27 protein-coding genes are annotated in these 24,363 nt (G+C 64.4%); 16 read left to right on the forward strand and 11 right to left on the reverse strand.

Annotation, left to right across the window (positions count from 1 at the left end):
• Nucleotides 1-31: 31 nt before the first annotated feature.
• The gene (gene fdhD, locus ACVIN2_RS38035; protein ID WP_456769525.1) at nucleotides 32-805 is read right to left on the reverse strand and encodes a formate dehydrogenase accessory sulfurtransferase FdhD; all 774 of its coding nucleotides are present in this window, start codon (nucleotides 803-805) and stop codon (nucleotides 32-34) included.
• A 216-nt stretch (nucleotides 806-1,021) separates the two neighbouring features.
• Here fdhD and ACVIN2_RS38040 point away from each other — a divergent pair, with 216 nt between their 5' ends.
• Both ACVIN2_RS38040 and ACVIN2_RS38045 read left to right on the forward strand, forming a co-directional pair.
• Nucleotides 1,022-3,343, forward strand: coding sequence for an FdhF/YdeP family oxidoreductase (locus ACVIN2_RS38040; RefSeq protein ID WP_456769526.1), 2,322 nt, complete (start codon nucleotides 1,022-1,024; stop codon nucleotides 3,341-3,343).
• Nucleotides 3,344-3,377: 34 nt separating this feature from the next.
• Nucleotides 3,378-3,986 (forward strand): cysteine hydrolase family protein, encoded by a 609-nt coding sequence (locus ACVIN2_RS38045; RefSeq protein WP_456769527.1) that lies wholly within the window; start codon nucleotides 3,378-3,380, stop codon nucleotides 3,984-3,986.
• 12 nt (nucleotides 3,987-3,998) lie between these two features.
• On the opposite strand, the gene ACVIN2_RS38050 is transcribed toward ACVIN2_RS38045, so the two are convergent.
• The 5 genes from ACVIN2_RS38050 to ACVIN2_RS38070 all read right to left on the reverse strand — a co-directional run bounded on the left by ACVIN2_RS38050 (nucleotide 3,999) and on the right by ACVIN2_RS38070 (nucleotide 8,840).
• Nucleotides 3,999-5,159: a DUF305 domain-containing protein gene (locus ACVIN2_RS38050; RefSeq protein WP_456769528.1), complete on the reverse strand. Its 1,161-nt coding sequence runs from the start codon at nucleotides 5,157-5,159 to the stop codon at nucleotides 3,999-4,001.
• A complete protein-coding gene (locus tag ACVIN2_RS38055; RefSeq protein WP_007603181.1) occupies nucleotides 5,156-5,335 on the reverse strand; it encodes a CsbD family protein in 180 nt (59 codons plus the stop codon). The genes ACVIN2_RS38050 and ACVIN2_RS38055 overlap by 4 nt, the downstream gene beginning before the upstream one ends.
• Nucleotides 5,336-5,478: 143 nt before the next feature.
• The gene (locus ACVIN2_RS38060) at nucleotides 5,479-7,083 is read right to left on the reverse strand and encodes an alpha-amylase family glycosyl hydrolase (protein WP_456769529.1); all 1,605 of its coding nucleotides are present in this window, start codon (nucleotides 7,081-7,083) and stop codon (nucleotides 5,479-5,481) included.
• Nucleotides 7,084-7,110: 27 nt separating this feature from the next.
• On the reverse strand, nucleotides 7,111-7,653 hold the full coding sequence (locus ACVIN2_RS38065; RefSeq protein WP_456769530.1) for a hypothetical protein: 543 nt from the start codon (nucleotides 7,651-7,653) through the stop codon (nucleotides 7,111-7,113).
• A gap of 11 nt (nucleotides 7,654-7,664) precedes the next feature.
• Entirely contained in the window at nucleotides 7,665-8,840 is a 1,176-nt protein-coding gene (locus ACVIN2_RS38070) for a zinc-dependent alcohol dehydrogenase (protein ID WP_456769531.1), read from the reverse strand.
• 173 nt (nucleotides 8,841-9,013) lie between these two features.
• Between ACVIN2_RS38070 and ACVIN2_RS38075 the strand changes: the two genes are divergently transcribed.
• Nucleotides 9,014-9,796, forward strand: coding sequence for an SDR family NAD(P)-dependent oxidoreductase (locus tag ACVIN2_RS38075; protein ID WP_456769532.1), 783 nt, complete (start codon nucleotides 9,014-9,016; stop codon nucleotides 9,794-9,796).
• A 345-nt stretch (nucleotides 9,797-10,141) separates the two neighbouring features.
• Here ACVIN2_RS38075 and ACVIN2_RS38080 read toward each other — a convergent pair whose 3' ends face one another.
• Nucleotides 10,142-10,546 carry a response regulator gene (locus ACVIN2_RS38080; protein WP_456769533.1) on the reverse strand — a complete coding sequence of 135 codons (405 nt, stop codon included), beginning with the start codon at nucleotides 10,544-10,546 and terminating at the stop codon, nucleotides 10,142-10,144.
• Nucleotides 10,547-10,631: 85 nt separating this feature from the next.
• Here ACVIN2_RS38080 and ACVIN2_RS38085 point away from each other — a divergent pair, with 85 nt between their 5' ends.
• From ACVIN2_RS38085 to ACVIN2_RS38105, 5 genes are all read left to right on the forward strand, one after another.
• Entirely contained in the window at nucleotides 10,632-11,639 is a 1,008-nt protein-coding gene (locus tag ACVIN2_RS38085) for a chemotaxis protein CheB (RefSeq protein WP_456769534.1), read from the forward strand.
• A gap of 8 nt (nucleotides 11,640-11,647) precedes the next feature.
• A complete protein-coding gene (locus tag ACVIN2_RS38090; protein ID WP_456769535.1) occupies nucleotides 11,648-11,914 on the forward strand; it encodes a hypothetical protein in 267 nt (88 codons plus the stop codon).
• Between the two features lie 188 nt (nucleotides 11,915-12,102).
• Entirely contained in the window at nucleotides 12,103-15,270 is a 3,168-nt protein-coding gene (locus ACVIN2_RS38095; RefSeq protein ID WP_456769536.1) for a CheR family methyltransferase, read from the forward strand.
• A complete protein-coding gene (locus tag ACVIN2_RS38100) occupies nucleotides 15,270-16,016 on the forward strand; it encodes a Crp/Fnr family transcriptional regulator (protein WP_456769537.1) in 747 nt (248 codons plus the stop codon). The genes ACVIN2_RS38095 and ACVIN2_RS38100 overlap by 1 nt, the downstream gene beginning before the upstream one ends.
• Nucleotides 16,017-16,154: 138 nt before the next feature.
• The gene (locus ACVIN2_RS38105) at nucleotides 16,155-16,367 is read left to right on the forward strand and encodes a hypothetical protein (protein WP_456769538.1); all 213 of its coding nucleotides are present in this window, start codon (nucleotides 16,155-16,157) and stop codon (nucleotides 16,365-16,367) included.
• Nucleotides 16,368-16,413: 46 nt separating this feature from the next.
• Here the strand turns inward: ACVIN2_RS38105 and ACVIN2_RS38110 are convergent, their stop codons facing one another.
• Nucleotides 16,414-16,698 carry a hypothetical protein gene (locus tag ACVIN2_RS38110; RefSeq protein ID WP_007611375.1) on the reverse strand — a complete coding sequence of 95 codons (285 nt, stop codon included), beginning with the start codon at nucleotides 16,696-16,698 and terminating at the stop codon, nucleotides 16,414-16,416.
• A gap of 308 nt (nucleotides 16,699-17,006) precedes the next feature.
• Here ACVIN2_RS38110 and ACVIN2_RS38115 point away from each other — a divergent pair, with 308 nt between their 5' ends.
• From ACVIN2_RS38115 to ACVIN2_RS38145, 7 genes are all read left to right on the forward strand, one after another.
• Nucleotides 17,007-17,213: a hypothetical protein gene (locus tag ACVIN2_RS38115; RefSeq protein ID WP_456769539.1), complete on the forward strand. Its 207-nt coding sequence runs from the start codon at nucleotides 17,007-17,009 to the stop codon at nucleotides 17,211-17,213.
• 2 nt (nucleotides 17,214-17,215) lie between these two features.
• The gene (locus ACVIN2_RS38120; protein ID WP_026232903.1) at nucleotides 17,216-17,416 is read left to right on the forward strand and encodes a hypothetical protein; all 201 of its coding nucleotides are present in this window, start codon (nucleotides 17,216-17,218) and stop codon (nucleotides 17,414-17,416) included.
• Between the two features lie 80 nt (nucleotides 17,417-17,496).
• Nucleotides 17,497-18,573, forward strand: coding sequence for a flavodoxin family protein (locus tag ACVIN2_RS38125; RefSeq protein WP_456769540.1), 1,077 nt, complete (start codon nucleotides 17,497-17,499; stop codon nucleotides 18,571-18,573).
• A complete protein-coding gene (locus ACVIN2_RS38130) occupies nucleotides 18,570-19,475 on the forward strand; it encodes an NAD(P)/FAD-dependent oxidoreductase (RefSeq protein ID WP_456769541.1) in 906 nt (301 codons plus the stop codon). The genes ACVIN2_RS38125 and ACVIN2_RS38130 overlap by 4 nt, the downstream gene beginning before the upstream one ends.
• Nucleotides 19,476-19,493: 18 nt before the next feature.
• Nucleotides 19,494-20,438, forward strand: coding sequence for a cation diffusion facilitator family transporter (locus tag ACVIN2_RS38135; RefSeq protein ID WP_456769542.1), 945 nt, complete (start codon nucleotides 19,494-19,496; stop codon nucleotides 20,436-20,438).
• Between the two features lie 101 nt (nucleotides 20,439-20,539).
• Nucleotides 20,540-20,869 (forward strand): four-helix bundle copper-binding protein, encoded by a 330-nt coding sequence (locus tag ACVIN2_RS38140; protein ID WP_007611368.1) that lies wholly within the window; start codon nucleotides 20,540-20,542, stop codon nucleotides 20,867-20,869.
• A 10-nt stretch (nucleotides 20,870-20,879) separates the two neighbouring features.
• Nucleotides 20,880-21,068 carry a hypothetical protein gene (locus ACVIN2_RS38145; RefSeq protein WP_247286900.1) on the forward strand — a complete coding sequence of 63 codons (189 nt, stop codon included), beginning with the start codon at nucleotides 20,880-20,882 and terminating at the stop codon, nucleotides 21,066-21,068.
• Between the two features lie 21 nt (nucleotides 21,069-21,089).
• On the opposite strand, the gene ACVIN2_RS38150 is transcribed toward ACVIN2_RS38145, so the two are convergent.
• Nucleotides 21,090-21,347 carry a hypothetical protein gene (locus ACVIN2_RS38150; protein WP_007603214.1) on the reverse strand — a complete coding sequence of 86 codons (258 nt, stop codon included), beginning with the start codon at nucleotides 21,345-21,347 and terminating at the stop codon, nucleotides 21,090-21,092.
• A gap of 287 nt (nucleotides 21,348-21,634) precedes the next feature.
• Here ACVIN2_RS38150 and ACVIN2_RS38155 point away from each other — a divergent pair, with 287 nt between their 5' ends.
• The gene (locus ACVIN2_RS38155) at nucleotides 21,635-22,009 is read left to right on the forward strand and encodes a hypothetical protein (protein ID WP_456769543.1); all 375 of its coding nucleotides are present in this window, start codon (nucleotides 21,635-21,637) and stop codon (nucleotides 22,007-22,009) included.
• A gap of 6 nt (nucleotides 22,010-22,015) precedes the next feature.
• Here the strand turns inward: ACVIN2_RS38155 and ACVIN2_RS38160 are convergent, their stop codons facing one another.
• Together ACVIN2_RS38160 and ACVIN2_RS38165 are read right to left on the reverse strand one after the other, a co-directional pair.
• Complete coding sequence (locus tag ACVIN2_RS38160; RefSeq protein WP_456769544.1) at nucleotides 22,016-23,305, reverse strand: polysaccharide deacetylase family protein; 1,290 nt, start codon at nucleotides 23,303-23,305, stop codon at nucleotides 22,016-22,018.
• A gap of 179 nt (nucleotides 23,306-23,484) precedes the next feature.
• Nucleotides 23,485-24,291: a polysaccharide deacetylase family protein gene (locus tag ACVIN2_RS38165; protein WP_456769545.1), complete on the reverse strand. Its 807-nt coding sequence runs from the start codon at nucleotides 24,289-24,291 to the stop codon at nucleotides 23,485-23,487.
• Between the last annotated feature and the right edge of the window lie 72 nt (nucleotides 24,292-24,363).

A 24,363-nucleotide genomic window follows, 5' to 3' on the forward strand; every position in this document is an offset into this window, starting at 1 on the left:
CGAAGTTTGCTATCCTCACGCCCGGGTTCCCTTAGTTTGCCTGCGGTCGAAACTCCGGCTCGATCTGGGTGGCCGCGGGCATAAACACCCGCGCCGGATGGCTGAAGATCTCGAATTCGTCGCCCCGTGCGATCCCGACGAGCGTGATGCCACTGGCCTCCGCCGTTCGGACCGCAAGCGCGGTCGGTGCAGACATGGCAACGACGATGCCGGCGCCGATCGCGGCGGTTTTTTGCACCATCTCGACCGATATCCGGCTGGTGAGGATGACGGCGCCGGCGCCGCCGGATGCGCCTTCGATGGCGAGAGCGCCGGCAAGCTTGTCGAGGGCGTTGTGGCGCCCCACGTCCTCGCGCACCATCATGGTCTTGCTGCCTGGCCGGAAAAAACCCGCGGCGTGAGCGGCACGTGTCTTGTGGTTGAGGATCTGTGACTCGGTGAGGGCCGCGATGGCCGTGCTGATCTGCTCCGGCGTGAGGCTCGCCGGTTGCTCGACGCACTGAGCGATCCGGCCGGCTTCGCGCAGGCTGTCGATGCCGCACAGGCCGCAACCCGTCGGCCCGACCAGATGTCGCCGTCGCTCCTTCAGCCGTCGCCCGGCGTTCGGTCGCAGCCATAGCCGCAGTTCGATCCCGTCGGGGCCGGGAACGACCGTGAGCTCCTCGATCTCGCCGATGTCGCCGATGATCCCTTCGGTCAGACTGAATCCCACAGCAAGGTCGGTCAGATCGGCGGGAGTGGCCATCACAACGGCGACGGTCGTTCCGTCGTAGACGAGTGCCACGGGACATTCCTCGGCCAGCATCCGCTCATCCTGCGTCCCGCTCGACGTGAGCCGGGGCATTCTCACGGATGCCGTGGGCATGGATGCGCGATCGGGTGCGCCGGATCGAGAGCCGTGCATGGGTGTTCGTCCTACGTCGATTCATCGACGCACAAACCGGAGCAAGGTTCCCAACGCTTGGAACTTGCCATCGCATCTTGGGTTTTGCGTGCGGGGCTTGCGGTTGAAGGAAACGCCATGAGGCAAAAGGCAAAGGTCGAGAACAATGATGCGCCAGCAGGTGGCTGGGGCTCACTCAAAGCCGTTGCAAGCATCCTGACGCAGGAAGAGGTCGCCATTCTCGGCAGCGAGATCCTGCTCAAGCAGAACAAGCCCGACGGATTCATGTGCGTGAGCTGCTCCTGGGCCAAGCCGGCCAAGCCACGTCCATTCGAGTTCTGCGAGAACGGCGCCAAGGCGACCGCCTGGGAGATTACGCGCAAGACCGTGCCACCGGAGTTCTTTGCGCAACATACGCTGGCTGAACTACGAACCTGGTCCGATCATCAACTGGAGGAGCAGGGGCGCCTGACGACGCCGATGCGTTACGACCGGGCAAGCGACAAATATCGAGCGGTCGACTGGGACGAGGCCTTTGCGGATATCGGCGCCGAGCTGAACCGGCTCGATCCCCATTCTGTCGTGATGTACACGTCCGGACGTGCCTCGCTCGAAACCAGCTACATGTACCAATTGTTCGGCCGCATGTACGGCACCAACAATTTCCCCGACAGCTCGAACATGTGCCACGAGACCACGTCGGTGGCGCTGCCGGAGGTGATCGGAGTTCCGGTCGGCACGGTGCTGCTGGAGGATTTCGAGACCACCGATTGCATCTTCTTCTTCGGCCACAACACCACCACCAACGCGCCGCGCATGCTGCATCCGCTCCAGGAGGCGGCGCAGCGCGGCGTGCCGATCATAACCTTCAACCCGCTGCGCGAGCGCGGCCTCGAGCGTTTCGTCAATCCGCAAAATCCGGTCCAGATGATCGCTGGCGGCACGCGCATCAGCTCGCAATATTATCAGGTGCGGGTCGGCGGCGACGCGGCGGCGATCATCGGGATTTGCAAATGGGTGATCGAGGCGGACGACCTCGCGCGGGAGAATGAAAGTCCGCGCGTGGTGGATGTCGAATTCATCCGGCAGCACACCGCGGGCTTCGAGGAGTTCGCCGCATTCTGCCGCGCGCAGGATTGGGACGAGATCGAACGAGCCTCGGGGCTTTCGCGCGGGGCCCTGCGCGAGGCCGCGAACACCTATATGGAGGCCAAGGCCGTGATCGCCAATTACGGCATGGGCATCACCCAGCACAAGCACGGCGTCGAGACGAACAAGATGATCGTCAACCTGCTGCTGCTCCGCGGCAATATCGGCAAGCCCGGCGCGGGCATTTCGCCGATCCGGGGCCACTCCAACGTGCAGGGCCAGCGCACCGTCGGCATTTCCGAGAAGACCAAGCTGGTGCCGCTCGACAAGCTTGCGGAGCTTTACGGCTTCGAGCCGCCGCGGTGGGACGGACTGTCCACCGTCGACGCCTGCGACGGCATTCTGAAGGGCGACGTTCGCGGCTTCGTCAGCCTCGGCGGCAATTTCCTGCGCGCCGTTCCGGAGCGGTCCCTGATGGAGCCCGCGTGGTCGGGCCTGCGCCTGTCGGTGCAGATCGCGACCAAGCTCAACCGGACTCACCTCGTGCCCGGCGAGGTCAGCTATCTGCTGCCGTGTCTCGGCCGGATCGAGATCGACTGGCAGGCCAGCGGCGAACAAGCGGTGTCGATGGAGGATTCCACCACCTGCATTCACGGATCGCGCGGCCAGCGTAAACCGGTGGCCGACCACCTCCTGTCGGAGCCGGCGATCGTCGCCGCCCTGGCGAAGGCGACGTTGAAGCCCAATCCCAAGATCGATTGGGACGCCTGGGTCGCCGATTATTCGCGGGTTCGGGACGCCATTGAGCGCACCTATCCCGAACAATTCAAGGACTTCAATGCGCGCATGTTTCAGCCTGGCGGTTTTGCGCGGCCGCTCGCGGCGCGCGAGCGGAAGTGGAAGACCCCGAACGGCAAGGCGAACTTCACCGTTCCAAAGTCGGCCTTCGCGCCACCCCGCGAGACCGACGGGGTCTATGAGCTGATGACACTGCGCGCCGACGGACAGTTCAATACGACGATCTACGCCGAAGGCGATCGCTTTCGCGGCATCGAAGGGGGCCGCTACGTCGTGTTCATGAATCCCGCTGACATGGAGGAAGACGGGTTGAAAGCAGGAGATACCGTCACGCTGGTGACGGAGGCGGGCGATGGCGTCATGCGCAGCTTGAGCGAGCTCCAAATCGTCCCCTATGGCATCCCACGCAGGAGCATTGCGGCTTACTATCCGGAGTGCAACGTGCTCATTCCGCTCTGGCATCAGGCTGAGGGCAGCAAGGTCCCTGCGGCGAAATCCATTCCGGTGCGTTTGTTCAAGGACATTCTTCCAGAGATCGTCGAGAGCGGAGAGACTCCGATCTCGGCGTCGTGAGCGCCGTCGATCACGCCCACAGGAGTGAAGGACGATGAGAGACAGCGCGTCGGAAGTGACCGACATCAGCGACGCCGTTCACTTGTGCATCGACATGCAGAACATCTTCGCTCCGGGCGGTCTCTGGGAGACGCCATGGATGGCGAGAGTCTTGCCGACGATCGCCTCGATCGTTTCGCGCCATCAGGCCAGAACGATCTTCACGCGATTCATCACACCCGAGGACCCGGAAGATCGTCCGGGGCAATGGCAGAGCTATTTTCGTCGCTGGCGCGAAGCGACCCGCAAACATCTGCCGCCATCCGGTCTTGAACTCGTGCCGGCCCTGAGCCAGTTCGTTCCGCCGGCTGCCGTCATCGACAAGCCGGCCTATTCGGCGTTCAGCAATCCCGGCCTCGCCGGCCTGCTGATCGACAAGAACGTCGGTACGGTCGTGATCACGGGCGCAGAGACCGACGTTTGCGTGCTCTCGACGGTCCTGAGCGCCGTCGATCTCGGCTTTCGGGTCGTCATCGTCGAGGATGCGCTGTGCAGCTCGTCCGACGTCGGCCATGATGCGCTGATGACGATGTACCGCACCCGCTTTCACGGCCAGGTCGACCTGATGACCGCCGAGGAATTGGCGGAGTTCTGGCGGGAGTAGGGGACGATCCGCTCAATTGACATTGTCGCCGAGCATGTTGTGGAAGGCGGTGGCGACGGCGGCAATGCCGCTGGCGCCGTGCATCAGCGCGATCTCGCCCTGCTGCTCGTGACGGATGGCGTGGGCCATCACACGCAGGCGCAGATCGCCGCCGCTATGCCACATCTGGTCGGCCATCCTGACGGCGCCGGCGTGATGCTTGCTCATCGTTTCGACGAACAGCGTGTCGAATTGATCCGCCGGCGCGGCCTTGACCTGCCGCATCTCGGCCTGTGTCAGGAAGCCCGGCATGGCGGCACGTTCGTCCGTGCTGCAATCGGGCATCTCGGTGTCGAACCAGCTCAGCCACCACGTCTCGAAAATCCGGTTCTCGCCGGTCTGGCTTGCGACCATCAGCATCGCCAGCTTTCGCAGATGCGGGTCCTGTGCGCGTTCCGCGGCGATCCGCGCCAGCGCGATGCCCTGGGCGTGGTGCGCGGTCATGTGACGGATGTAAGTCTGGTCCGCGTCCCTGTCGCGGCCCATCCATGGCGGCTCGTAACCATGGCTGCCGAACAACGCGGTCGCGCCGAGCAGTGCGATCAAAGCCAGCGCGCCGGTGATCCAGGCATTGGTGAAGCGAACATCGCGCGCGGGTGCCGCGCCTCGCCTCCAGCGCAACCGGGCGAACAGGGGGTACATCACGGCCGAGGAGCCGTGGACGAGCAGGCCGATCCAGTAGGGTTGCTGCAGCGTGAACAGCGGCTGCCAGAACGGAAACAGCGGCACCAGCACGAACCATTCCATGCTCGACGAGAACACGGCCCAGGGCAGCGCGAGCAGCAGGATCGTCAGCGGACGCAGGTCGGCGGTCCAGCGCCCGAGCACACCGAAGAACACCAGCGCCCAGGAGAAGTCGGCCCATTGGTGGAAGGCGATCCCTGCAAGGATCGCACTCCACGACGGCTCTGCGCTGATCGCCCAGTCGCGCGCCGGGATGGCGGCGACCGTCATCCAGTCGACGGCGGCATCGCGTCCGATGCGCGCGGCGAAGAGCTGGCTGACGATCGTCGAGAAGGTGCTGCTGATCAGGCCGAGTTCGGCAGCGGCGACCCAGCGCGAGCGTCGCCGTGAGGCGCCTTCATCACCGGGGCGAATTGGACTGGAAATGCTTGACGGCGCGGCGGCGTTCACGTCAGCTGATTGAGTTTCTTCAACGGATTGAGCTCGCTCGGCTTGCTCTGTTCGTCCCGGCCGCGCTCCGCTTGCTCCTTGCCTTCCTCATGGAGATCCTGATCGCCGACGATCTCGCCGACGGCCTGTTTCGCCTTGCCAGCGATCCGCTGACCGAGGCCCTTGGTCTTGCTCATGGTCCGCCTCCAGGCTCACGCCGTGACCCCGGCGCTTGAAGGGGGATGAGCGCCAGGGCCGCGGTTTCGTCTATTCAGCCTCCGGCAGGGGGCGTCGGAAGCGTTGAATGAGACTCTCTGACGCGCGGATGGTTCCTCGGCCGTCATCGTGGCTCGAGTGCAATGATCACGCCTTCATTGCCGCGGAGCAGGATGGAGGCGTCCGGCAACGGCTCGGACGACCGGTCGAGATGGGTGGACATCAGCAGGCGGCCGCGACCTTGCCAGTGCCATTTCCGCGGCTCGCCGGCGATGTTGAGCGCGACCAGAATGTCGCTGCCGCCATCCGTCCGCCTGTAGGCAAGAACGTCATTCTGCGAGCGTAGCAGCGCGTAACCGCCGTGGCGCAGACACGCCTGCTCGCGCCGCAGTGTCATCAGCGCGCGAAACAGCGCCAGGATCGAACGCCCGTCGCGCTGCTGCGTGGCCACGTTGGCCGCGCCGTCGGGAGGCTCCAGCGGCAGCCATGGATCGCCGGTGGTAAAGCCGCCGTTGCTGCTGTCATCCCATCGCATCGGCGCGCGTTCGGGATCGCGGCAAAGGCCATACCCTGGCACGAGCTTCTCGAAGGGATCGCGGACGCGGTCGGGCGGAATGGGAACGCGCTTGCGGCCGATCTCGTCGCCCATGAAGAAGAACGGCGTTCCCCGCAGCGTCATCAGCAGCATCGCCAGCACCCGCATCTGCGCGTCCCCGATTTTGCTCGCGATCCGCTGCTTGTCGTGGCCACCGACCACCCAGACCGGCCATGCATGATCCGGGATGGCGTTGTAATACGCGTCGATCGTTGCTTGCAGGGACAGCGCGTCCCATTGCGAGTCCAGCAGCGCGAAATTGAGCGGCAGATGCAGGCGCGGCCGGTCGTTGCCGTAGAAGTGGCCGATGCGGTCGGTCTTGCCCTGGACTTCGCCGCACAACATCCGCCCTGGATAGAAGTCGATCACCTCGCGGATGAATTCGATGCAATCCATCGTCTCCGGCCGATCGTCGGTAAAGATGGGCGTCTGGCGCTGCGGCGGCGGCTTGCCTTTCGCTTGCGGGTTATGCGGATTGTCGCGCAGCAGCGCGTCCTTGATCAGGACGGCGCTGGCGTCGACGCGAAAGCCGTCGACGCCGCGATCGAGCCAGAAGCGCATGACATCGGCAATTGCGGCGCGCAGCTGTGGGTTGCGCCAGTTCAGATCGGGCTGCTCGACCAGGAAGGAATGATAGTAATATTGCCGTCGCGCCTCGCACCATTCCCAGCCGCTGCCGCCGAAGCGGCTCAGCCAATTGTTGGGCGGGCCGCCATTCTCGGCCGCGTCGGCCCAGATATACCAATCGGCCTTCGCGCTGTTCCGTGAGCTGCTGCTCTCGACGAACCATGCGTGATCGTTCGCAGTATGGTTGGGCACGAGATCAAGGATGAGGCGGATCTCGGCCGCGTGCAGGGCTTTGAGCAGGCGGTCGAACGCCTCGAGGCTGCCGAACGCAGGGTCGATGGAGCAGTAGTCGGAGATGTCATAGCCGAGATCGCGGAACGGGCTCTTGTAGATAGGCGTCAGCCACACAGCGTCGACGCCGAGCCATTTCAGATAGTCGATCCGTGATGTCAGGCCGGCGAGATCACCCTTGCCGTCGCCGTCCGAGTCCTGGAACGAGATCAGTGCGATTTCGTAGATGACGGCGGATTCCCACCACGCACCTTCGTTACGGGACGCCTCGTTCATTGCTTTGCATTACCTCGTCGTGCTTCCTCAGGTCCGCCCCGCCGTGGCGTGCGCTGCAATCTGCTTGGCCGCGGTTCGGGCGCTCTCGATGCCCTTGGGAAAGCCGCTGCGGTTCGGATACAGCTTGCGCCGTGCGTCGCGCGGCGGCCGCCGCGGCTTGGTGTCCTGCGCGGCGCGGTAGTCGAGCATTGCAATTCCGCCGACCATCAGCAGCGCCAGTGCAATATTGCCCTTTTTGGGATTGTCCGCGGTCAGCCCCGAGAGCAGCGCGGCGGCATCGAGGCCGTCGCCGCCGACGCGGGCCCACAAGCCGGCGTTCTTCTCGACCGAGAGCGTCGTGATCCCCGCCAGGATCTCCCGCAGCCCAAAGGCGCGGACCAGCGTCTCATGGCCTTCCATGCCCAGCGTTTCCGTGACGCGCCGCGGCGCAAAGAATTCCACGACGCCAAGACCGATGCTGAACCAGCCGAGCGCACGCGCGAGCTGGTCTGCGGGTCCCTTCAGGCTCGGGCCGCCCGCGACGATCTTGGGGTCGCCCTTGGTGCGAACGATGTTGGAGAAATGAAACATGGTTTTGCTCCTCAGGGCTTCAACACGACCTTGACGCAGGAGTCGCGCTTGTCGCGAAACACCTGATACATCTCGGGGCCTTGGCTAAGCGGGACGGTGTGGGTGATGACGAAGGACGGATCGATCTGGCCTTCCTCGATGCGGCGGAGCAGGTCGTCGGTCCAGCGGTTGACGTGGGTCTGGCCGGTGCGCATCTGCAGGCCCTTGTTCATGAAGGCGCCCATCGGCAGCATGTCGGAGAATCCGCTATACACGCCCGGCACCGAGATGATGCCGCCGGGGCGGCAGACATAGATCATCTCGCGCAGCACGTGCGGTCGGTCGCTCTCCACCATCACCATCTGCTTGGCGCGGTCGAGCAGCGTGTCGGGCAGGGAGGCCATCACATGCGACTCCATCCCGACGCAATCGATACATTTTTCGGGGCCTCTGCCGTCGGTGAGCTCCTCGAGCCGCTCCAGGACGCTTTCGGTTTCGAAGTTGATGGTGGTGGCGCCGCCGGCTTCCGCCATGCTGAGCCGCTCGGGCAGGCAGTCGACCGCGATCACCTGGTTTGCGCCGAGCAAAATGGCACTGCGGATCGCCATCTGTCCCACGGGCCCGCAGCCCCAGATCGCGACCGTGTCGGTCGGCTCGATGTCGCATTGCGCGGCGGCCTGCCAGCCGGTCGGGAAGATGTCGCTGAGAAACAGCAATTGCTCGTCGGGTATGCCGTCGGGCACCTTGATATGGGTGGCGTCGGCGAACGGCACGCGTAGATATTCGGCCTGGCCGCCGGGATATCCGCCGGTCAGATGCGTGTAGCCGAACAGGCCGGCTGTCGTGTGTCCGAACGCCTTGTCTGCCAAATGGCGCTTGCGATTGGTGGTTTCGCAGACCGAGAAATTGCCGCGTTTGCACTGATCGCATTCGCCGCAAATGATCGTGAAGGGCACGACGATGCGGTCGCCCTTCTTCAGCTTGCCGTCGACGCCGGAGCCGACCTCGACCACTTCACCCATGGTCTCGTGGCCCATGATGTCGCCGGGCAGCATGCCCGGAATGTAGTTGTGAAAGAGGTGCAGGTCCGAGCCGCAGATGGCGCAACTCGTGACTTTAATGATGGCGTCGCGCGGGTCCTGAATCTCAGGATCGGTGACGGTGTCGCAGCGTATGTCTTCCTTGCCGTGCCAAACTAGCGCCTTCATCTCAGTTCTCCCGCGAGCTACGAGGCATCCAAGTCGAACAACGAACGATGGTTGCTATCGCGCGGTGCAAAATCTTTGCGCCGCAGCGGCGTGCGGCCCGATAGGAACGAGCGGCCACCGCGGCGATTGGAGCGTCATCAATCCCATCTCAAGGACAAGCGAAGGATACGCTCATGGCCGCCAATCAACTCGCCGTCGTCACCGGCGCCTCCACCGGCATCGGCCTGGAACTCGCCAGATGTTGCGCCCAAGGAGGGTTCAACCTAGTCATCGCGGCGGATGAGCCCGAGATCGAGAGGGTTGCTGTCGATCTCCGCAGGCTCGGTGCCAGCGTCGAGCCGGTCCAGGCCGATCTCGCCACCACGCAAGGCGTCGACAAGCTCTGCGCCGCCGTCGGCGACCGGCCGATCGACGCGCTGCTGGCCAATGCCGGCGTCGGCCTCGGCAAGGCCTTCCTCGACCAGGATTTTGCCAGGATCAAGCACTTGGTCGACACCAACATCACCGGTACGCTGTATCTGATCCATCGCGCCGGCAACGAGATGCTCCGCCGCAATTCGGGGCGCATCCTGATCACGGGCTCGATCGCGGGATTCACGCCTGGCAGTTTTCAGGCGGTGTACAACGCCAGCAAGGCCTTCCTCGATTCATTCTCGTTCGCGCTCCGCGAGGAGCTGCGCGACAGCGGCGTCACCGTCACCTGTCTGATGCCGGGCGCCACCGAAACCGAGTTCTTCCGCCGCGCCGACATGATGGACACCAAGGTCGGCACCGAGCCTAAGGACAGTGCCTACGACGTCGCGAAGGCCGGCTTCGACGCCATGTTGCGCGGCGAGTCCGACATCGTAACCGGAATGAAGAACAAGCTTCAGACCACCATCGCCAACGTCACGCCGAACGAGATGCTGGCCAAGCAGCATCGCAAGATGGCGGAGCCGGGCACGGCGAAGTCGTAGGACAATGCCCTCGCAATCTCTGCTGGGCGGTGCGGCCGATCCCGCGGACCGACAAAGGAGCACGCCGATTCACATAGCCTAATGCGCAAAGCTCCCCGAGCCCTCAGACTGGTTGGGCTGGAGAAAAGGGGGCTTGTGATGCCGATGGATCGCGTCGAACAGGCCTTTGTCGCAACGGCGATCACGGGCTTTCTCATCATGATGGCGGCGATCGTCTGGATGATGATGGGCTGACGGCGGGGAGGGCTGCTGATGCGGATCGCGTTGCCCTATGCTGCGGTGCTCCTGTGCCTGGCGGTGACCGCCTGGCTCGCTTTCGCACATCTGCTCTGATCGCCGTCCGGCTCAACCGTGCGGATCGGCGATCAGTGCGGCCAGCCTGTGGGCCATCGCCGGCAGATCGATCGGTTTCTCCAGGATCGGCACGTCGTGGAATTCCGGACTGATCGTGACCTTGTCGTATCCGGTGGTGAAGAGGAAGGGTATGTTCCGTGCCTTCAGCTCGCGTGCCACCGGAAAGATCATCTCGCTGTGGAGATTCACGTCCAGCACGGCGGCATCCAGGATGCCGCCGTCATGCAGGATCCTGAGTGCTTCATTGAGATCGCCGACTGGCCCCGCGACCTCGGCACCGAGCGCCTGACATGCCTTGCCAATGTCATCGGCGAGAAAATATTCGTCCTCGACGACGAAGATCCGGCGCCCCGTGAGCGGCGACTGCGGATCTGACAATGTGGGCGCTATCGCCATGGCGCTTCCGTGGCTTCCTTCCGGTCCCTAGGAACATCAGGCGGTGACTGGCCTTGGTATAACCATACAACCGAAAGCGGGTTCCATGAGCAACCGCGATATCATCGTCATAGGTGGCTCGGCCGGCGCGACCGCACCGCTGAAGCAGATCCTCGGCCGGCTGCCGCCGGATCTGCCCGCGGCGGTGTTCATCGTGCTGCACATCCCGGCGCAGGGCATCGGCATTCTCTCGACGGTGGCCAGCAGCGCCGGTCCGCTGCCGGTCCGGCAGGCCGAGAACGGCATGAAAATCGAGCCCGGCCAGGTTTATCTGGCCGCACCGGACCATCATCTGCTGCTGTCCGACGATCGCGTGTTCCTCGGGCGCGGCCCGCGCGAGAACATGGTCCGGCCGGCCATCGACGCCTTGTTCCGCTCGGCCGCCATCAATTACGGCCCGCGCGTGATCGGTGTGCTCCTCAGCGGCCTGTTGTCCGACGGTTCGGCTGGTCTCAACGCCATCAAGCGTTGCGGCGGGATTTCGGTGGTTCAGGACCCCTTGGACGCCATCGCCGATGAAATGCCAAGGAGCGCCCTTGAGGCGACCATCATCGATCTTTGCGTCCCCGGCGCCGGAATGGGCGACGTGCTGTCCGATCTCGCCAGGGAGATTGCGGGTGCTGCACTGCCGGTCCCGCCGGAGATCCGGCTCGAGGTCGAGATCGCGGCCGGCGAACGGATCGGCAGTGACAGTCTCGTCTCGATGGCCGATCCGGTTGCGCTGACCTGTCCCGCCTGCGGGGGCGTACTGTCCGAGATGAAGGAATCGCACCCGATGCGCTTCCGGTGCCAGGTCGGCCACGCCTTTGCCGCCGACGTCCTCGCAAAAGAGCAGGAGGGGCAAGTGGATGAAGCCCTGCGGGTCGCACTGCGCATTATCGAGGAGCGGGCCGAGCTGGTGCAGCGCATGGCCGCCGACGGCCGGCGCAACGGCCGGCCTGCGGTGGCCGAGATGTACCAGGCGCGCGCTGCCGAATATCGCGAATATGCCGACAGGATCCGGCGCGTTGTGCTAAAATCGCTCGATCCTCCGGTTCGCAAACGGGAGACTTGAGGGTCGCCATGACCATTTCCCTCGCCGAATGGACCGAGCAGCTCGATACCGAGCGCCGCCATCTGATAAAGGCTGATCGGGATATCGAGGAGGGTTGCCAGCGCATCCGCGATCAGGAGGATCGGATCCGCGAACTCAGTGCCGGTGGCCACGACGCAGGCCAGGCGGAGCGGTTGGTCGAGGTGCTGAAGCAGACCCTGACGGAATGGCTCCGCCACCGCATCCTGATCGAGCAGCGGATTAGCTATCTCCGGCAGCAAGTCGGTCCGGAGTGATCCGGGGGTAGCCGCCGCCTGAGCTCCATCGCGAGCTCCTACATCTCTGGCCGGCAATTGACAACGATGTTCGCCGTATGGAACGCAGCGCGACGTTTCCGCCTTCCATCTATTGGGATAACATCATTTCTGCTATTGCCGCGAGCGGGCGTCCCGCTTCACGCCGATGAATGAGAGCTACCGAGACCATGCATGAAATCGGCGACCAGTCGGTCGAAAGAGAGCGCCAGACCAGGTCTCCGCTGATCATCGGGGTGGGTGCCGCGCCGACAGCTCTGGATAGTGTCGAGCGGTTCTTTTCCAGGCTGACCGTAAGTGCCGACCAAGCCGTCGTGCTCGCGTTCCAGCATCATGAGGCCCTCGACGAGCCGCGGCTGCGCGAGATCGTGCGAAATTCCCACGGTGGCAAGATTTCCGACGTCGGTAACGGCCAGACCATCGAGGGTGGCACGATTTATCTGTGCCCGCCGGCGATGATCACGACGATCCAGGACGGTCGCTTCGCGGTCCGCGAGGCCGAGCAGGCGCCCGGAGAACGGGCTACGATCGACAGCTTCCTGGTGTCGCTGGCGGAAGAACGCGCCGAGCAGTCGATCGGCGTGATCCTGTCCGGCATCGGCGGCGATGGCACGCTGGGTACCGCGACACTGAAGGATCACGGTGGCCTTGCCATCGCAGAAAAAGGCGCGAGCGACGAGGCGGATCATCTGAAGGACGCCGACACGCCGGCCGCGATCGCCGACTACGTGCTGACCGCGGAAGACATCGCCGAGCACATCCAGGTCTATGCCCGTCATCTGCGCCGGCTGGAGGAGAAGCAGGGGTTCGACGAGGTGCTGGCCGCTGCGGCGACCTCGCTGTCGCGCATCGCCGACATCCTGCGCAGCAGGACCGGCAATGATTTCCACGGCTACAAGCAGAACACCTTCCTGCGTCGCGTGCAGCGGCGGATGCAGGTGGTTCAGATCGCCGAGATTTCGGCTTATGTCGATTTCCTGCGCAACGACGAGGACGAGGCCCAGCACCTCTTCAACGACCTCTTGATCGGCGTCACCGAATTCTTCCGCGACAAGCGCGAATTCGACGTGCTGGAGAGCCACATCGTCCCGAGGCTCTTCGAAGGCAAGGATGCCGGCCAGCAGGTTCGGGTCTGGGTGCTCGGCTGCGCCACCGGAGAGGAGGCCTATTCGATCGGTATCCTCCTGCGCGAGCACATGGCCAAAATGGACTCCGCGCCGCAGGTTCAGATCTTCGCGACCGACATCGACGGACGGGCGCTGGCGACCGCGCGCGTCGGCCGCTACCGCACCAAGATCGAGGCGGACATGACCAGCGAGCGCCTGGCGCGCTGGTTCGTGCGCGAGGGTGATACCTATTGCGTGGTCAAGGAGCTGCGCGAGATGTGCATCTTCTCGCAGCACAATGTCATCAAGGACGCACCGTTCTCGAAGCTCGATCTCGTCTCCTGCCGCAACCTGCTGATCTACCTGAATGCCGAATTGCAGAACCGGGTGATTCCGCTATTCCACTTCGCGCTTCTGCCGGATCGGTTCCTGTTCCTCGGCAATTCCGAGAACGTGACGCGGCATCCAAAACTGTTCGTGCCGATCGACCGCCGCGCCCGTATCTTCAAGAAGCTCGAGACCGGAACGCGGCTGCCGCCGGAATTTCCGATCACGACCTCCGCAGGGAGGGCAAACCTCGAGGTGGCGCCGGCGCGCTCCTTCCGCCCCGACATCGGGCTGGAGCGCCGCGCGCAACGGATCGCGGAGCGCTATGCGCCCGCTTATGTCATCGCCGACAGCAACTTTCAGGTCCTGCACTTCTCCGGGCGCACCGGCCGCTACATCGAGCCGACGGCGGGCGCCGCCACCCTCGATCTGCTCCAACTCGTCCACCGCGATCTCCGCCTCGACCTGCGCGCAGTGCTCAGCCGCGCGTCAGAGACCAACGAGCCGGCCCATGCCGAGCAGGTGCAGCTCGGCGCCAACGGCCAGCACATTCCCGTCGACATCACGGTGGAGCCGATCCAGGAGGGCGGCAGCGGCGATCGCAATTTTGTCGTCCTGTTCAAGGACGGTCCGGTGCGCGCCATCGATGCCGACGCAGGCAAGCCCAATGCGTTGGTGCAGACCGAGCATGTCGAGCGTATCGAAGGCGAGTTGCGGGCGACGCGGGAGCGCCTTCAGGCAACCATCGAAGAGCTCGAAAGCACCAACGAGGAGCTGAAATCCTCGAACGAGGAATATCAGTCGCTCAATGAAGAGCTTCAGTCCGCGAACGAAGAGCTCGAAACCTCACGCGAGGAACTGCAGTCGGTCAACGAGGAATTGACCACCGTAAACGGCGAGCTGGCTCACCGCGTCCAGGAATTGACGCGCGCCACCAGCGACCTCGAGAACTTCCTGGAGAGCACGCAGATCGCGACCGTGTTCCTCGACAACGATTTGCGCGTGATGAACTTCACGCCGGCGATTACGCAGGTCCTGCATCTCGTCGAAACCGACAGAGGCCGCCCCATCGCGCACATCAAGGCGCGCATCCCGATCGAGGACCTCTATGACGACATTCGCGGCGTGCTGCGGACGCTCGTTATCGCCGAGCGCGAGCTGAGGGCGCCGGACAGCGGCACGCGCTACATTGTGCGCATCCTGCCCTATCGCAGCATCGACAACTTCATCGCCGGCGTCGTGATCACGTTCGTCGACGTCACTGCCATTACCCGCGCCGAGGAGCGGCAGCGCCTGCTGCTGGCGGAGCTCCAGCATCGGGTCCGTAACACGCTCGGCGTGGTGCGCTCGATCGCTCGTCGCACGGCCGATACGAGCTCGACGGTCGAGGAGTTTGCCTCCCATCTCGATGGCCGGCTCAACGCTTTCGCCCGTACCCAGGCGCTGGTGACCCGCGATCCCGAAGGCGGCGTGGATCTCGAATATCTCGCCGTCGAGGAGCTGCTGGCCTATAATGCCAGGGAAGGCGAGCAGGTACGTGTCAGCGGCCCCACGGTGCGTTTCCATTCGAAGGCCGCGGAAACCTTTGCGCTTGCCATTCACGAGCTCGCAACCAACGCGCTCAAATACGGCGCCCTGAGCCGGCCGACCGGTCGCATCGAGATTTCCTGGCGCCTCGAGCAGGGCACCGACCCGGCGGAGCTGGTGTTCGAGTGGCGGGAGCGCGGCGGGCCGCCGGTTGCGCCGCCGCCGCATAAAGGATTTGGGACCGAGCTCCTGGAGCGCACACTCGCGTTCGAGTTCAAGGGGCAGACCACGATGGCGTTCAATCCCAGGGGATTGGAATGCACGATCACCATTCCTCTCAGCAAGCGGGCGTTTCATACACCGGCGGTGGCCAACTGATGCCCTTGTCGACGCTAGATCGCAGCCAAGTGGACCCGGTCATTCGCCGGCTGAACGTGCTGAGGCCGTTGTCGACTGAGGCCCGCACCTCGCTCGAATACGCAATGCTCGAGGGACTCCAGCGCGCAGGGTCGGGCGAGGATCTGATCTCGGAAGGCGATCCGGTCGACAGCGTCCGCCTGGTCTTGTCGGGCTGGCTCTGCCGTTACAAGACGCTCGAGGACGGCCGACGCCAGATCGTCAATTTCCTTTTTCCCGGCGAGAGTTGCGACGCGCACGCGTTCCTGCTGCCGGTGATGGATCATTCCATCGCGGCGATGACGCCGGTCGTCTACACCGAAATCAAGCGCGCGCGGTTCGAGAGTCTGGTGGCTGGCGACCACTCGCTGGCGGAAGCTTTCTTGTGCGAGACGCTCGTCAACAACGCGATCCAGCGCGAATGGGCCATCAATCTCGGCCGCCGGGTGGCCTTCGAACGCGTGGCCCATCTGTTCTGCGAGATCATCGAGCGGCTGCGTCCCGTCGGCATGGTCGAGGGCAATTCTTGCGTGATGCCGGTGACGCAAATGGATCTTGCGGACGCCACCGGCCTGTCGGTGGTCCATCTCAACCGCACGGTTCAGGAGTTGCGTGCCTCCGGCCTGATCGTGCTGCGCGATCGCACGTTGACCATCACCGATCTCGATGCGCTCAAGGATGCGGCGCTGTTCTCGCCGAGCTATCTGCAACTCTATCGACGGAGCTAAGCGTTTGCTCGGCTTGCGGAACGCCGTACTTGATCCAGGTTAGCGTTCGCGAATGTTTTTTGAGCGGATGGCTGGTTTTGAGTAATCGACGTAACTTACGTAAAGGCAGTTTCGTCCCGAATCTTCTATCATCGCTCCATGAACGACGTCCTGCTTGCCCGCGCTGAGCGCGCGATCGAAGCAAGCCGCGCCCTCCGGGCGCAGCGCAGAGCGGTCGCGGATCAGCTTGATGACGCCACGCGCGAGGTGCGCCGTGTGGTGATGGAAAGCGCGATGCTGCGCTCGGAGCTCAAGGCCCTTCGCGACGACCGGGAAGAGCAGGGTCTCAGACACCGCGTGCCGCCGGACTAGAGCCGACGACACCAACGTGCAGCATGCGCCGGGATGGGCGTCCCACTTAACGCCGCTTCGCTGCTTTGGATCGCCTGTTGTAAGGCGAGCGGTTGACGGGCTTGAGCGAAATGCCTTCGCGCTGCGCCTTGCTGCGAATGGCCGCGACCGGGCGCTGCAGCTTGATGCTCATGACGCCCGTGGGCGTGTTTCCTTTCGCGAGCTGCTTCAGCTTGCTCACATCCGCAGGTGTCCACCGTTCGCGCGCCCGGCGCTTGTACGCGGGATTAGCCTTGCGCGGGCCTTTGCGGCCGATCGGTGAACCCGGCCGTTTCCATGCTGCTTTCGCCATGATGATCCTCCTTCAAGTCCTTCATCAATCAGCGAATCAGCATTTCGGTTCCGGCGTAGTCGAAGCTGCGCCGGCGCGAAGGGAAGGCGCGCATCCGTCGCTGCTCGGCCGTTTCGTTTCGCACCGGCAAAATCACGCACCGTTAACTTATTGAAATGCCGGAACCTGCGGTTGCGGCCGAAGCTGCCAACACTGCCGGGCTGGGCCGCCCCAACCGGCACGAAACTCTGGCCCCGGCGCCGACCTCCCGCCGGGGCCAATTCCTCCCATCCCAATTCCTTCCATCTGAAGGGCTTTGTGAAAGTACAATGACCGCGAAACGCAACCGCAGGAAACAGACCCAATCGCTCCAGGAGCGGTTGGCGGCATTCGCCCAAACCGCTCGCGAGCGTGCGCGCAGCCTGCCGCCCGGCAAGGAGCGCGACATGCTGCTTCAGCGCGCCATGCAGAACGAGGTGACCTCGAACCTGACGGACTGGCTGAGCGAACCTGTCTACCCGAGACGGGGAGGGTGACGATGCGGAGCATCAAGCACTACCGCGCGTTCCAGATCGATCCGGACGGGCATGTGTTTGGATGCATCAACCTGGTCTGCGACGATGATGAGCAGGCCAAGCGCGAGGCCGCCTCGCTCGTGCTGGTGCACCGCATCGAATTGTGGCGGCTGGACCAGCGCATCGCGCAGTTCGATGTGCCTCCGGAAGTTGTCCGCCAGTAGAGCAGGGAGACGAGAGCGAGAAGGAACCGCGCGCGGCGCCCCGGGTTGGTCGGACTGTACCGACCTCGCGAGGAGCCAGCATGACGGAAGCCGACATTCGCAAGGGGATGCCGCCCGTCAAGCTCTCGCGCGAGGCCTTCGAGCGCCGCTACCGGAGCCGGTTCGTCGATCCCGCCTTTGCACCGCTCCAGCGCGAGCTCGACGCCATCGTCGGCGCGGCCTGGGATGCCTACAGCAATTCACGCAAGGCCCCGCTGACGCGAAAGGCGGGCGTGGGATTCTCCGATCCCGACTACGACATCGCCATCGACTGGCTCGATGCGCGCGCGAAGATCCTGGCAGCGCAGCGACGCCATGACGACGCGGACGAGACGCCGCGCATCCTCATCATCAACGGCTCGGCCCGCAGCGAGCACACCTGTCCCGGCGAGATGTCCAAGACCTGGCGCTTGGTCGAGCTCGCCGAGCCGGTGTTTGCCGAGCTTGGCTTTGCCGTCGACATCCTCGATCTGTCGCGTCTGACTTCCGAGTTCGGCAAGACGATCCATCCCTGCAAATCCTGCGTCGGAACCGCGATGCCGCTCTGCCACTGGCCGTGCAGCTGCTATCCGAACTATTCGCTGGGGCAGACCGACGACTGGATGAACGATATTTATCCGCTGTGGGTCGCCGCGCACGGCATCCTGATCGTGACGCCGGTGAACTGGTATCACGTGCCCGCCGGACTGAAGGCGATGATGGATCGCATGGTCTGCGCCGACGGCGGCAATCCCGATCCGACCTCGACCCACGGCAAGAAGGCGGACGAAGCCAAGGCGCTGGAGTTGAAGGGCTGGTCTTATCCCCGCCATCTCGCCGGCCGTCATTTCGGCCTTGTCGTTCACGGCGATGCGGTCGGTGCCGAGGGCGTGCGCCGGGCCTTGTCGGATTGGTTGACCGACATGCAGCTGATCTCGGCGGGCCGCTTCGCCGAGCTCGATGGCTATGTCGGCTACATGGAGCCATACGCCACCTCGCACCGCGACCTCGATGACGACAGGGCATTCCAGACAGAAGTGCAGAACGTCGCGCGCGCGCTCGGCAATGCGGTCCGCCTGGCGCGGAGCGGGAAGCTTGGCGAGCCCGGTGCGGGCCTGTCGGATCCAAACCCCAAATGACGGCGATTGATCAGCCGTATGATTGCCTGATCGTCGGCGGCGGCCCGGCCGGGCTGATGGCTGCGATCTACCTCGCGCGATTTCGGCGCCGCGTCTGTGTCGTGGACGCCGGCGCGAGCCGGGCGGCGCTGATCCCGCGCAGTCACAATGTGCCGGGCTTCGTCCACGGCCTGTCCGGTACCGACCTGCTGGCGCGCATGTCCGCGCAACTGGGCGAGCTCGCGGTCACGCGCGTTGATGCCGAGGTCACCGGCTTGCGACGACACGATCACGGTTTTCAGGCGATCTGGAACGGCGGCGCGCATACGGCCGCCACCGTCATCCTTGCCTGCGGCATCGTCGACACCCATCCGCCATTCGACGAATGGCGCGCAGCGGTCGCGGACGGGCTGTTGCGCTACTGCCCCGTCTGCGATGCCTTCGAGGCGATCGACCGCCGTATCGGCATCGTCGGTCCGCTTGACCGCGCCGCCGGCAAGGCGCTCTTCATGCGCGGCTACTCGCGCGACGTGACGTTGCTGGCAACGGGCGAGGATGACGGGAAGGCCGCGGCACCGGAGCTGAATGAAGCGGGCGTCGAGATCGTCGTCGCGCCCGGCCTGCGCCTGAGGCGGAAAGACCACGGCGTCGAAGCCGTCTTCGCCGATGGCCGGACGGCGCAATTCGAGATGGTCTACCCGGTGATGGGTGCGGAGGTGCGCTCGCATCTCGCGGTGACGCTGGGGGCCGAACACACCGCAGACGGCCATCTGAAAGTCGACGACCATCAGCGCAGCTCGGTCGACGGGCTCTACGGGATCGGCGACGTCGTCACCGACCTGCACCAGATCTCGGTCGCGTTCGGCCACGCCGCGCTCGCCGCCTGCACGATCCATAACAGCCTTCCGCGGCGGCTGGCATGAGGAATGGGGTATCGGACATTGGCAACAGAATCATCCTCGAAGACCGCGGTCTATGCGGCGCTCTTCGGCAATGTCCTGGTCGCGGTCACGAAGATCGGCGCCGCCGCCTGGACGGGAAGTTCGGCCATGACGAGCGAAGCGGTGCATTCGCTCGTCGACACGACCAACGAGATCCTGCTGCTCTACGGCTACCGGCGCGCGAGCCGTTCGCCCGACGAATCCCATCCGCTCGGCTATGGGCGCGAGCTGTATTTCTGGAGCTTCATCGTTGCGCTGCTGATCTTCGCGCTGGGCGCCGGCGTCTCGCTGTATCAGGGCATTCTGCATGTCGCCGCACCCGAGCCGATCGAAAGTCCGATCGTCAGCTTCGTGGTGCTCGGGCTGTCGTTCCTGTTTGAAGGCGGCTCCTGGCTGGTTGCGCTGCGGCGCTTCCGGTCGGACGGCCGACGGTTCGGATATTACCAGGCTTTCGTTCGCAGCAAGGATCCTCCGGCATTTATGGTGCTGCTCGAGGATAGCGCGGCGCTGGTCGGCATCGCCATTGCCGCGGCGGCCACTGCGGCCGCCGTATGGCTGCGCCAGCCGGTCTGGGACGGGATCGGTTCGATCCTGATCGGGATCTTGCTGGCGATCGTGTCGATCGGTCTCGCGCGCGAGAGCAAGAGCCTGCTGATCGGCGAGCCTGCCGATCCGGAGCTTGCGCGATCGATCCTCGACATCGCAAGGCGGTCGCCCGGCGTGCTCAGGGCCAACGGCCTGCTGACGGTGCAGCTGTCGCCGGTCGAAATCGTTGCGGCCCTCAGCATCGAATTTGCGGATGACAAGCGCGCCGACGACATCGAGCGATGCGTCGTTGCGATCGAGAACGAGATACGCAAACGCCATCCAAGCGTGGCGGCGCTGTTCATCAAGCCGCAGACCGATGCTCGCTACCGGGCGGTGCGCGCGAGGCGTTACGGCTAGCTTTGCGAGGTTCCCTGGACGTCATAATCGGCACGAGGGCAGGAACGATCACAACATCCCCCTGGTTGACCGGTGCAGGGGGCGAGCATTGGAGAAACCGGATGGCTCAATCCGAAGACATGACGCGCTGCATCGCGCTCTGCATGAGCTGCTACCAGACCTGCCTCGGCACCGCGATGAACCATTGCCTCGAGACCGGCGGCAAGCACGTCGAGCCCAAGCATTTCCGCCTGATGATGGCGTGCGCCGAAATGTGCCGGACGGCGGCGCATTTCATGCTGATCAACACGCCGCATCACCGGCACACATGCGGCGAATGCGCCGAAATCTGCAGCGAATGCGCCGAGGATTGCGAGCGGGTCGGTGGCATGGACGAGTGCGTCGCCATGTGCCGCTCCTGCGCACAATCCTGCCGTGCGATGGCGGCCTGAGGACAAGCCCATGCTGGAAGAGAAACTCACGGAAGCCATCGTCGAGGAGCTGAAGCGGCAGGCGGCGAACCGGCCGCAATCGCTGAAGGTCGAACGGGCGGACGACGCGAAAGCCTCGGAGGAGCTGATCGTCAACGGCAAGATCGACTTGGCCGCGCTGGTCATGGTGATCGCTGGATCGGTCGCCGGCGGGCCTTAGGTCCGGCCGTCAACGGCGCTCTCAGCCATACTCTTCGCCGATGCCGTATTCCCGGTAGATCTCCAGCGGATCGAGGTCGGGAAACAGCCGGCATTTGGCCTGGGCGAGATGCAGGCTCACCGCCGCCGGCTCCTTGCCGTTCGAGAGCATCTTGCGGATGTCGTCCATATGCGCGCTCGGCTGGTGCTTGGTGTCGAGCTGTTCCAGCGCGACCAAGGCAGTCGCCAGCGCCTCGGTCAGAACCCAGTCGTCGTGGCCGGTGATTCCCTTCTTCGGCATCGGCAGACCCCAGATGTGGTAACCCAGTCTATCGGGACTTCCGCCAAATCTCCAAGGAGCCGTTCCAGCCGGGCGGCACGCGGACCGGACCGGCGGCCGTGCTCCGGCTTGCATTATGGCCGGGCGTGGCTAAAAGGCGGCATTGCAGGGGCAATAGTATCTTTGTTGAAACAAAGTTGGCGTAGACGGGCCGGCATGGCATTCAGGCCGGCTGTTCCGGTCTGGGCTCCTGATCCCCGCATTTGCAACACGGTCCGGTTGCGCCACCCTTCAAGGCTTGAGCCCGCATGGTCTTTTTAAGCTTCGTCTATCGCTTCGTGACCAACTTCGCATTCATGGCGATGGTCTATTTCAGCCTCAATTTCATGGAGAAGTACCAGAACCGGGCGATTATCGCGATCCTGGTGCTGGTCTATACCGGCATGCGCGCAGCTTCGACGCTGCGGGCGTTCTACTTTTACCAGAAGATCGAGAAGCTGGAAGCCGAGACCAAGCGCCTTCAGGCTCCGCTCAATGACGGCGCTGGCGGAACGAGTGTGCGCAAGCAGGTCGTGGTTGACGTCGCCCGGCTGCGGCGTGACGGCGAGGTCAAGTCCTATATGGACCTGTTCTTCCTGGCGCTGATCGTCTTGCTCTGCGTCGCCAACATCATGCGACAATAGGCTCCGCTACGCGCGCTTCTTCAGGCTCGCCACACGGGTCGGGCGCGGCGCAGTGCTCTTGGGCGCGGCGCTCTTAGCGCCCTTGGCTGCAGTGCCCTCGGTCTCCGCGGCATGCTTCGGTGTGCCATGAGCAGCGCGCGCGGTGCGGGGCGCGTGCGACTTGCCGGCTTTGCCCTTGGCCGCACGGGGCGTCTCGGCCGCCATTGCCAGGCGCGTCGCGGCGCGCCGCGACAAGGACGTCGACAGCAGCACCTCGACCGAGCCCTCGGGGATCGCAAAGAGATCGCGGGCGGGCACGGGCAGGGTGGCCGCGACATTGGCGAGTGCCATGGTCTTGCGCGGCAGCAGCGGTTGATGCGCGGTCTGCGCATTGAGGTCGGCCAGCGAGGGTGCCGGAAGCGTTTTGGTCTGCGCGAACACGAAGTTCGGCACGGCCGGCCAGCGCGCGATCGGTGTGGTCTCGGTCGGCGGATGCAGCAGCCATTCCACTGGCGTTGTCGGCGTCGCCGGCTGCTCGGGGGTCGCGGGCACCACGTGCACGATGCGATAGCCGCGCGCCTTGAGGTCGCGGATGATCTTCGGCAGCGCCGCCACCGTGCGGGCCTGGATGTCGTGCAGCAGCAGGATGCCCTTGCCCTTGGCCTCAAGCCGCTGGATCGCGAGCTGATAGACGCGATCGGACGACACATGGCGCCAGTCGTCGGCCGGGAAATCGGCGCTCCAGACCTGGATCCCGCGCGAGATCAGAACGTTCTCGACGCCGTCGGCGCGCATCAGGCCGGGAATGCGGAAGAACGGCGCGAGCTTGGACGGATCGGTCATCGCGGCCGATGTCCACTCGATGCCGCCATTGATCTGCGCCTCGGCCTTGTCGAGCGGCATCCGGTCCATTGTGAGCGGATGGTTCATGCTGTGGGTGCCGACGGTATGGCCCGCCGCCACCAGCTTGCGCACGCCTTCCGGGTTCGCCTTGGCCTGTTCGCCGATGATGAAGAAGGTCGCCTTGATGCACTCCTCGGCGAGGATCTGCAGCACTTGGTTGGAATATTTCGGCAACGGACCGTCGTCGAAGGTCAGGACGACTTCATGGTCCTTCAGCGGCAGTGTCTCGCGGTACTGCATGGTGCCGATGCGGGGATGCTCGTGCGGGTCGACCACGAGCGTGCGGGAGGTCCCGAGCGCGTCCGGATGGCCGGGGCACTCGGCCGCCATGGCCGCCGGCGCGCCAACGGTCAGCAATCCCAAACAGAGGACGATCCACGATCGCGTCCGGACAACAACGCTACTTCCGATCATGAATCCCGTCTGCCCTCAGATGCGATGACCGCCATAGTAGGTCGGAGACATCAGGAAAGGGTTCAGGCTACCGGAACCTTCCCATGACGAGCCCGCCTCAGTACTTGCACGGCGTATCATGAACGGATTGTTAATAGGACCCAAATCACCCCATTTTGCGCCGGCGTGACATTCCGGCATCAACGGGTATCGGCGTTCTTCTGTGATGTGCCCGCCGGGACGACGTGAACCACCCGATAGCCGTTCTCCCTCAGATACCGCAGGAAGGCCGGCATGATCGCGGCCGTCCGCGCCTTGGGATCGTGGAACAGGATGATACCCTTTCCGGCGGCGGCGAGCCGCTCGGTGACGAGCTTCAATTCTTGCTCCGGCGTCATCTCGTTCCAGTCGCTGGCCCACAGGTCAGCCCCGAACACCACGATGCCGCGGGACTGGAGCAGGTCGAGTTCGGCTTGCGTGGCCTCGAAATAGGGAAACCGGAAAAACGGCGTCGAGGGTGTCGTCGTGGAGGTGCCGTGCAGCGCCATCTCGTCGGCGGCAATGCCTCGGTCGATCTCGCTCTTCGCCTTGTCGAGCGGGATCCGCGCCATGAACGGGTGCGAGAAGGTGTGGTGGCCGATGCTGTGGCCCTCGCGCGCGATGCGCTTGACCATGTCAGGGTGTTCGGAGGCGTGCAGGCCGATCAGGAAGAAGGTCGCGCGCACGCATTCCTGCGCCAGCGCCGCCAATACCTTCGACGTCGTCGGCGGATGCGGTCCGTCGTCGAAGGTCAGCACGACCTCGCGATCGGCGAGCGCCAATGTCTGCGGAAAGCTCTTCAGGCCGACGCGCGGCGTGGTCTTGGCGTCGACGCTCAGAATGCGGGAGGTGCCGAGCGCGTCCTTGCGCGGGCACTCGGCGGCTTCAGTCGAGGCGATGCCGGTGAGGGCGGCGAGGGCTGCGCCTGCCGACATCGAGGTCCACCTCAGTCGAAGCATCTTTGTCATTGCGCTCGGAGTCGCCTTGTGGGTATTGCCTGAACCAACAGCTCAGACCACTCGTTCCAACCTGTCGGACGG

It is taken from the genome of Bradyrhizobium sp. USDA 3650, from assembly GCF_054057395.1.

What these genes read in the sequence shown, in the direction of transcription:
- ACVIN2_RS38085 (WP_456769534.1), top strand. Translation starts at nt 10,632, where the DNA reads ATGAGCAACCGCGATATCATCGTCATAGGTGGCTCGGCCGGCGCGACC.
- ACVIN2_RS38155 (WP_456769543.1), top strand. Translation starts at nt 21,635, where the DNA reads ATGGTCTTTTTAAGCTTCGTCTATCGCTTCGTGACCAACTTCGCATTC.
- ACVIN2_RS38125 (WP_456769540.1), top strand. Translation starts at nt 17,497, where the DNA reads ATGACGGAAGCCGACATTCGCAAGGGGATGCCGCCCGTCAAGCTCTCG.
- ACVIN2_RS38070 (WP_456769531.1), bottom strand. Translation starts at nt 8,840, where the DNA reads ATGAAGGCGCTAGTTTGGCACGGCAAGGAAGACATACGCTGCGACACC.
- ACVIN2_RS38100 (WP_456769537.1), top strand. Translation starts at nt 15,270, where the DNA reads ATGCCCTTGTCGACGCTAGATCGCAGCCAAGTGGACCCGGTCATTCGC.
- ACVIN2_RS38115 (WP_456769539.1), top strand. Translation starts at nt 17,007, where the DNA reads ATGACCGCGAAACGCAACCGCAGGAAACAGACCCAATCGCTCCAGGAG.
- ACVIN2_RS38090 (WP_456769535.1), top strand. Translation starts at nt 11,648, where the DNA reads ATGACCATTTCCCTCGCCGAATGGACCGAGCAGCTCGATACCGAGCGC.
- ACVIN2_RS38140 (WP_007611368.1), top strand. Translation starts at nt 20,540, where the DNA reads ATGGCTCAATCCGAAGACATGACGCGCTGCATCGCGCTCTGCATGAGC.
- ACVIN2_RS38055 (WP_007603181.1), bottom strand. Translation starts at nt 5,335, where the DNA reads ATGAGCAAGACCAAGGGCCTCGGTCAGCGGATCGCTGGCAAGGCGAAA.
- ACVIN2_RS38060 (WP_456769529.1), bottom strand. Translation starts at nt 7,083, where the DNA reads ATGAACGAGGCGTCCCGTAACGAAGGTGCGTGGTGGGAATCCGCCGTC.
- ACVIN2_RS38095 (WP_456769536.1), top strand. Translation starts at nt 12,103, where the DNA reads ATGCATGAAATCGGCGACCAGTCGGTCGAAAGAGAGCGCCAGACCAGG.
- ACVIN2_RS38145 (WP_247286900.1), top strand. Translation starts at nt 20,880, where the DNA reads ATGCTGGAAGAGAAACTCACGGAAGCCATCGTCGAGGAGCTGAAGCGG.
- ACVIN2_RS38110 (WP_007611375.1), bottom strand. Translation starts at nt 16,698, where the DNA reads ATGGCGAAAGCAGCATGGAAACGGCCGGGTTCACCGATCGGCCGCAAA.
- ACVIN2_RS38130 (WP_456769541.1), top strand. Translation starts at nt 18,570, where the DNA reads ATGACGGCGATTGATCAGCCGTATGATTGCCTGATCGTCGGCGGCGGC.
- ACVIN2_RS38120 (WP_026232903.1), top strand. Translation starts at nt 17,216, where the DNA reads ATGCGGAGCATCAAGCACTACCGCGCGTTCCAGATCGATCCGGACGGG.
- ACVIN2_RS38065 (WP_456769530.1), bottom strand. Translation starts at nt 7,653, where the DNA reads ATGTTTCATTTCTCCAACATCGTTCGCACCAAGGGCGACCCCAAGATC.
- ACVIN2_RS38150 (WP_007603214.1), bottom strand. Translation starts at nt 21,347, where the DNA reads ATGCCGAAGAAGGGAATCACCGGCCACGACGACTGGGTTCTGACCGAG.
- ACVIN2_RS38160 (WP_456769544.1), bottom strand. Translation starts at nt 23,305, where the DNA reads ATGATCGGAAGTAGCGTTGTTGTCCGGACGCGATCGTGGATCGTCCTC.
- ACVIN2_RS38105 (WP_456769538.1), top strand. Translation starts at nt 16,155, where the DNA reads ATGAACGACGTCCTGCTTGCCCGCGCTGAGCGCGCGATCGAAGCAAGC.
- ACVIN2_RS38045 (WP_456769527.1), top strand. Translation starts at nt 3,378, where the DNA reads ATGAGAGACAGCGCGTCGGAAGTGACCGACATCAGCGACGCCGTTCAC.
- ACVIN2_RS38075 (WP_456769532.1), top strand. Translation starts at nt 9,014, where the DNA reads ATGGCCGCCAATCAACTCGCCGTCGTCACCGGCGCCTCCACCGGCATC.
- fdhD (WP_456769525.1), bottom strand. Translation starts at nt 805, where the DNA reads ATGCTGGCCGAGGAATGTCCCGTGGCACTCGTCTACGACGGAACGACC.
- ACVIN2_RS38040 (WP_456769526.1), top strand. Translation starts at nt 1,022, where the DNA reads ATGAGGCAAAAGGCAAAGGTCGAGAACAATGATGCGCCAGCAGGTGGC.
- ACVIN2_RS38165 (WP_456769545.1), bottom strand. Translation starts at nt 24,291, where the DNA reads ATGACAAAGATGCTTCGACTGAGGTGGACCTCGATGTCGGCAGGCGCA.
- ACVIN2_RS38080 (WP_456769533.1), bottom strand. Translation starts at nt 10,546, where the DNA reads ATGGCGATAGCGCCCACATTGTCAGATCCGCAGTCGCCGCTCACGGGG.